This window comes from Priestia sp. YIM B13489 (assembly GCF_042787645.1).
Lineage (GTDB): Bacteria > Bacillota > Bacilli > Bacillales > Bacillaceae_H > Priestia > Priestia megaterium.
This window is the reverse complement of the sequence record NZ_JBHZOQ010000038.1, coordinates 1-6,540: the sequence shown is the minus strand read 5'-3', so window position 1 is coordinate 6,540 and position 6,540 is coordinate 1. Positions and strand designations below refer to the sequence as shown.

The window sequence follows — 6,540 nt, the reverse complement described above, 5'->3', positions numbered from 1 at the left end:
CTGTTAAAACAGATAATAAAAAGCTTTAAAAAGGTTCTCTTTTATAGTTTATTAGAATTTTCAATATTATATTAATATTTAAATCCAAGTTGACAATAATGCCCAATTGTTATTATAGTGAATATATTCAAAAAATAACCAAGGAATTTATTGTATTTTTTGATAAAGAAATTTTTCACAGTTCTGCAGGGGGATTATATGATATGTACGAAATGATTGTAAAAAACAAGTTAGAGGATCTAAAAAAAAGTGGTCAATATCGTGAGTTTGTAACGATTAATAGAATAAGTGGTCAATATCCTTTAGCAAATTTAGACGGTACCCAAGACGGAAAACCTGTCGTTGTTTGGTGTAGTAATGATTATTTAGGAATGTCACAACATCCAAAAGTAACAGAAGCAATGCACAATGCTATTGAAATGTATGGTGCTGGATCTGGAGGATCAAGAAATATTGGAGGAACTCATTATCAATACACTCAGTTAGAAGAATCTTTAGCTGAATGGCATAGTAAAGAAGCAGCTCTAGTTTTCCCTACTGGATACGGTTCAAATGATGCAACAATCCAATGTTTATTAAGAATACTTCCAAATTGTATAATCTTTTCAGATGAAAAAAACCATGCATCAATCATTAATGGTATTCGTAGTACTTCAGCTGATAAGGATATTTTTAGACATAATGATGTTGTTCATTTAGAAGAATTACTTGCTGCACAACCTATTGATAGACCTAAAATTATTGTTTTTGAATCTGTATATTCTATGGATGGAGATATTTCACCAATTAAGGAGATTGTAGCACTTGCCAAGAAGTATAATGCGCTTACTTTCTTGGATGAAGTTCATGCTATTGGAATGTACGGACCTCGAGGCTCAGGTATTGCTGCACAGTTAGGAATCGCTGATCAAGTTGATTTTATACAAGGAACAATGGCTAAAGCAATTGGTATCATTGGCGGCTATATAACTGCTTCAGCCTCACTAATAGATGCTGTAAGATCTTTTGCATCTGGTTTTATCTTTACAACTTCATTACCTCCAGCAGTCGTAGCTGCTTGTCATACAAGCATAGAACATTTAAAAAACTCTGAAGTAGAGAGAACAGCTTTACAAAATAAAACTAATATTTTAAGAGAAAGCTTAAACAAGGCGGGCATTCCTATCATGGATTCCAGTGAAACACATATTCTACCTGTTCTAATAGGTGATGCATCTAAGTGTAAAGAAGCAGCTCAAAGATTATTAAAAATTCATGGTGTATATTTACAACCTATCAATTCACCAACAGTAGCAGTAGGGACGGAACGCTTTAGAGTGAATGTTACTCCTAATCATTCTGAAGAACAACTACAGCATCTTACGGAAGCTTTAGTAGAAGTTTTTAATCACTTTGATATTCCTTTTGCTAGCACTAAAGAGTTAGCATACGTTTAATAATTAGAAAAGCATAAAAAAACCTTTGAATAGGGGACTGACCCCATAGAGTGAGACAAATAAAAAAACACCTTTAAGTAAAAAACGGGTATGTAGTACCTAACAATAACTTGGAGGTGTTTTTTCTATGGGAAGAAGAGTTAGCTATCCAGTAGAAGTGAAATTAAAAGCAATTGAAATGAGATTGGCAGGAGTACCAATTAAAGAAGTTATGGAAACTTTACAGATCCGCAACTATACACAGCTCAAAACATGGATGAGGTGGCATAGAGATGGAGAATCCTATCGCCTGGCACAGCCCGTTGGGCAAACATATACCCCTCGAAAAGGGGCTCATTCTCAAGATACTCCATCAAAGTTAGAAGCTGAAAATCGATATTTAAAACAACAGATTGAAGTCTTAAAAAAGTATAAAGAGTTGGAAAGGGAGTGGTACCAGAAGTTGTATTGAACTTAGTAGAAGAATTAAAAGAGAAACTGCCTATCTCTCAAATCTGTCAGTGTCTGGGTATTCCTCGATCAACTTATTATCGTTGGCAGAAAAATGAGCAAGGAGAAGAAACAAAGAGGAAGAAATGGATAGAAGGAAAAGTTGGTGAACAGTGCCGTGAACATAAATTTCGATATGGCTATCGAAAAATTACAGCGTTACTCAATCAAACCATGCATATCAACCATAAAACAGTGCAGCGTGTCATGCAGAAATACGGTTGGCAATGCCGAGTTAAAAGGAAGAAACGGAAACAAACAGGACAACCTTATCAGGTTGCAGAAAACGTGTTAAACCGTAATTTCCGAGCAGAGCGCCCTCTTCAAAAGCTGGTTACCGATATTACCTACTTGCCTTTTGGACCTAAACAGTTGTATCTTTCAAGTATTCAAGATTTATTTAATGGCGAAATCATTGCGTATTCAGTGAGGGATTGTCAAAACGTAGAGTTTGTTTTAGATACATTAAGTCAACTCCCTTCTTTACCTCAGGGATGTACGTTGCATAGCGACCAAGGTTCGGTTTACACATCATATGCGTATCAACGAAAAGTCAAAGAAAGAGGCATCATCATGAATATGTCCCGCAAAGGGACACCTGCAGATAATGCCTCCATTGAATCGTTTCATTCCAGCCTAAAGTCTGAAACGTTTTACCTCGACGAGTTAACATGTACTACGACTGCCATCGTAGAACAAACTGTCGAAAGCTACGTTACTTATTATAACCATATCCGTATTCAAACGAAACTAAACAACTAGTCACCGGTACAATACCGACAACTGGCTGTTTAAAAGGTGTTTTGATCCCTGTCTCGAAATCAGGGGTCAGTCCCCAAACCAGGTGGGTTTTTCTTTTAATACATAAGTTATTGATAACTTGAGCAAACTACTCAAGAAAAAACGGGGCATCATCTCATAAAACCCAACTAATCAACAGCGAAAAAACTACTGGTTCCCTCCGTTCCAGTAGTTTTTTCTGTTTTTAACCTTATATGCTATACATGTTTAGTTAACGTAATCAACATTACCGGTAGGAATAAATACAAATGGCGCATAAGAAAAATGTACATTATTACAAGAATAATACTTTTAAGTCTCTTCTTAAACAGTGTTAGATATTTAAACTACATCAAAAATCAAAGAAAATAGTTATCTCTTTTCTTTAAAGCACTCGCAATTTTTTTGACACCCTCTTCAATTCGATGATTTTCAACATTTGAAACATTTAACTTTAAAACTCGTTCTTTGTGAAAGCTGGCTAGATAATTACTTTCAACTGAATCCAGATATACTTGCTGTTCATGTAAATAATGAATAAATGACTTCATATTTACTTGTTTAGGTAGCAAAATATGACCGTGCATAACTATTTCTGATGATGATTCGTAATTAGCCAGATGATTTTGCAGTGATTGATGAAGAACTTCGGCACGTTTATGGTAAATACTACTTACTTTTAATTTATTATGTTTAAACATACCGCTTTTTATATAAAGATATAGTGCAGCTTGTGAAATCATAGAGCTATCTATATCTATGGTCGTTCTAAATTTTTGAAAGGTGTTAAGAATAGTGGTAGGAAGAACGGCTAGACCAATTCTTAAACCTGGAAACATGATTTTTGAAAAGCTCTTTAAATAGATAACCTGTTCTTTAATATCCTTTGCAAAAAGAGGATCATTCTTTGTGTTATATTCAAAATCTGCTAAATAGTCATCTTCTATAATATACACATTGTATTTATAAGCTAACTGTAAAATAGCTTCTTTGTCTTTTTTGCTATATGACGTTCCTAAAGGATTATGGAAGCGTGGCATTGTATAAAAAAATTTAATCTCTTCTTCATTGAATATTTTTTCTAATTGCTTTAGATCAATACCTTGTGCTGTACGTGGAATCCCTATTGTACGAATTCCATATGTTTTCAACATATACATATACAAATGGTAACTAGGTTGTTCAACTAAAATATCAGATCCATTATTTGGAAATGGCATCATACTTAGTAAAGCGAGTGCCTGCTGAACCCCTGAAGTGATGAAAATCTGTTCAGATTTCGCAAATACTTGATAAGATTCTAAGAGTTTTTTAGCTTCTGTAATTAATAAAGATAAACCTTTTGGTGTTCCATAACGAAACAATTCTTCTTGATATGTATCAATCGCTTTATTAATACACTGTTGAAAGTCTTTATAAGGAAATGCATGCCACGTTGGAGATGATGTTGCAAAATCAATGCCTTCAGTAAATGTTGGTACTTCGAAGACCTGATGTTCCACGACGTAATAACCACTCTTTGGAATGGAATAAATAATATGTTGCTCTTCTAATCGTTTTAAGGCAGCTAATATTGTACTTTTATTACAAATATATTGTTGCGATAAGCCTCTAATTGAGGGTAATTTTGCCCCTGCTGGAAAGTCTCCAGACTGTATCTTTTGAAGTAGGGATTGATAAATTGTTTCATATTTAAGCATAGTATTCCTCCAAATACACATCTGTACCGATACAGATGTGTATTTTTTATATCGTAGATACTGTTAGTTTCTCTTACTATAATGATAACCGGCCGGGTAAATCTAAAGGGGGTCATTCATATGGCTGAAAAGAAAAAAGCATATATAGCAGCACTTACTTATGCCATTATTATCGGATTATCATTTATGTTTGTCAAAGTTGCATTAATTATTGCTACACCTTTTGATGCATTAGCACATCGATTTACTATTGCTTTTATAGGGGTTACAATCTTAAAAGTATTAACGAAAAAATCATTAAAAGTAACCAAAAAGGATATAGGGATTATTGCCTTGTTAGCTATTTTATACCCCACTCTCTTTTTTGCTTTTCAGGTATTTGGACTAGTGAATATATCATCATCTGAAGCTGGAATCATTCAAGCAACAACCCCAATTTTCACATTAATCTTTGCGAGCATATTTTTAAAAGAAACATCTACATCTGGTCAAAAGATAGCTATTATTTTCTCGGTAGTAGGTGTGATATATATTATGTATATGAACGATATAGGAAATAAAAATCCTAGTCTACTAGGAAGTGGTTTGATTTTAATTTCCGCACTTGTATCGTCTCTATACAATGTATGTGCTAGAAATTTAACTCAACGATATTCCTTATTCACCATCACATATATAATGACTTTATTTGGTTTTATTACATTTAATGGTTTGGCATTGACAAATCATCTAATGAATAACACTATCCATCAATTTATCCAGCCTTTTGTTCACCTGGATTTTGTGATTGCAATTGTCTATCTAGGTTTATTATCATCTTTAGTCACGTCCTATCTTTCTAATTACGCCTTATCAAAAATAGAAGCATCTAAAATGAGTGTCTTCAGTAATTTTGCTACACTCATTACAATCTTAGCAGGAGTAATTTTTTTAAAAGAACAATTTCACCTTTATCATCTAGTTGGGGCAATTATCATTATTACAGGAATTATTGGGACAAATTACTTTGGTACAAAAGATAAACACAGTGAAAAAGCCTAATTTTTTTTTAGAATATATACAAGTCTAGTTACCATAATGGATTTTATAGGAAACCGCACAAAGACAGCGCTCAATCAATTGAACGCTGTCTTTATACAAAAAAGATTTCTTCAGAATCTTCAATCAACTATCTTTATACTACTAAAAATTGATATAAAAAAACTATAACTTTGTTATGATTTCTGACATAGATAATCGAATATTTTTTTTGTACAAAAATAAAAAAGGACATTTCTTCTATGCCCTGTTCCCTCGTATCAGCCCCACCTACGCTAAATACTATGACAGCCACTCATGCCATCCAACCTATCCTTAGTATATATGAAAACGATTACAAAGTAAAGTAATTATTAAAATATTCCGCCTATTCCTTTTGTTATATTTAACTTGTCTACCTTGAATAATATCAAATATCGTGAGCAAACTACCCAAGACACTATAAGGTGTCAAATACATCTATTTAGAGCATTCACCAGAAGAACTATCTTACTCACATAAGGTAGTTTTTTCTGTTTTTAAGGTGTATAAGATATACAATTATAGTTAACATAATACCTCTTTCCGGTAAACATCACAAAAAAGAACCCTTGTCGCAGAAGAGGGACTGACCCCTAATAGTGAGACAAATAAGAAACACCTTTAAGTTAAAAAACGGGTATATACGACCTAACAATCACTTGGAGGTGTTTTTTCTATGGGGACAAGATATACTTAATACATATTTTGATTCTTGAATTTATAAAAATAAAGCTGTAAAAACTACCAATGCATATAAATGATTCATTACTCCTTTATAAGGTATACTATAGTAAGAGGAATAGTGATGTTAGTATGTATTATTACGGCAAAAGAAATCAAGAACCTTTAGCCCAAGAACAAACAGAGGTTTGGGAATGTACAGTAGAAGATTGTAAGGGCTGGATGAGAAAGGATTGCTCTTACGACAATCACCAAAAATGCCCTTTGTGTGGAAATTATATGAAAGCTGGAGAACGACTTATTAATAAAATCCCCCTCAATCCTCATCGAAGATAATTTATACCAACGCTATCACATAGATTAAAAATTACTACTATATTATTTAATTGAAAATA

Annotated in this window: 5 protein-coding genes; 4 read left to right on the top strand and 1 reads right to left on the bottom strand. The window is 33.3% G+C overall.

What is annotated here, in order from left to right:
* Positions 1 to 203: 203 nt before the first annotated feature.
* Together hemA and ACFX4W_RS04560 are read left to right on the top strand one after the other, a co-directional pair.
* The gene (gene hemA, locus ACFX4W_RS04565) at positions 204 to 1,436 is read left to right on the top strand and encodes a 5-aminolevulinate synthase (protein WP_043980855.1); all 1,233 of its coding nucleotides are present in this window, start codon (positions 204 to 206) and stop codon (positions 1,434 to 1,436) included.
* 127 nt (positions 1,437 to 1,563) lie between these two features.
* Positions 1,564 to 2,687 (top strand): IS3 family transposase gene (locus ACFX4W_RS04560; protein WP_377559253.1). Its coding sequence is split into 2 segments (ribosomal slippage): positions 1,564 to 1,849 and positions 1,849 to 2,687, totalling 1,125 coding nucleotides; the frame shifts between segments, so codons are not numbered across the junction.
* A 377-nt stretch (positions 2,688 to 3,064) separates the two neighbouring features.
* Here the strand turns inward: ACFX4W_RS04560 and ACFX4W_RS04555 are convergent.
* A complete protein-coding gene (locus tag ACFX4W_RS04555; protein WP_377559252.1) occupies positions 3,065 to 4,405 on the bottom strand; it encodes an aminotransferase-like domain-containing protein in 1,341 nt (446 codons plus the stop codon).
* 120 nt (positions 4,406 to 4,525) lie between these two features.
* Here ACFX4W_RS04555 and ACFX4W_RS04550 point away from each other — a divergent pair, with 120 nt between their 5' ends.
* Together ACFX4W_RS04550 and ACFX4W_RS04545 are read left to right on the top strand one after the other, a co-directional pair.
* Positions 4,526 to 5,446 (top strand): DMT family transporter, encoded by a 921-nt coding sequence (locus ACFX4W_RS04550; RefSeq protein ID WP_377559251.1) that lies wholly within the window; start codon positions 4,526 to 4,528, stop codon positions 5,444 to 5,446.
* A 765-nt stretch (positions 5,447 to 6,211) separates the two neighbouring features.
* Positions 6,212 to 6,481, top strand: a complete 270-nt coding sequence (locus tag ACFX4W_RS04545; protein WP_377559250.1) for a cold-shock protein — start codon at positions 6,212 to 6,214, stop codon at positions 6,479 to 6,481.
* Positions 6,482 to 6,540 lie beyond the last annotated feature (59 nt).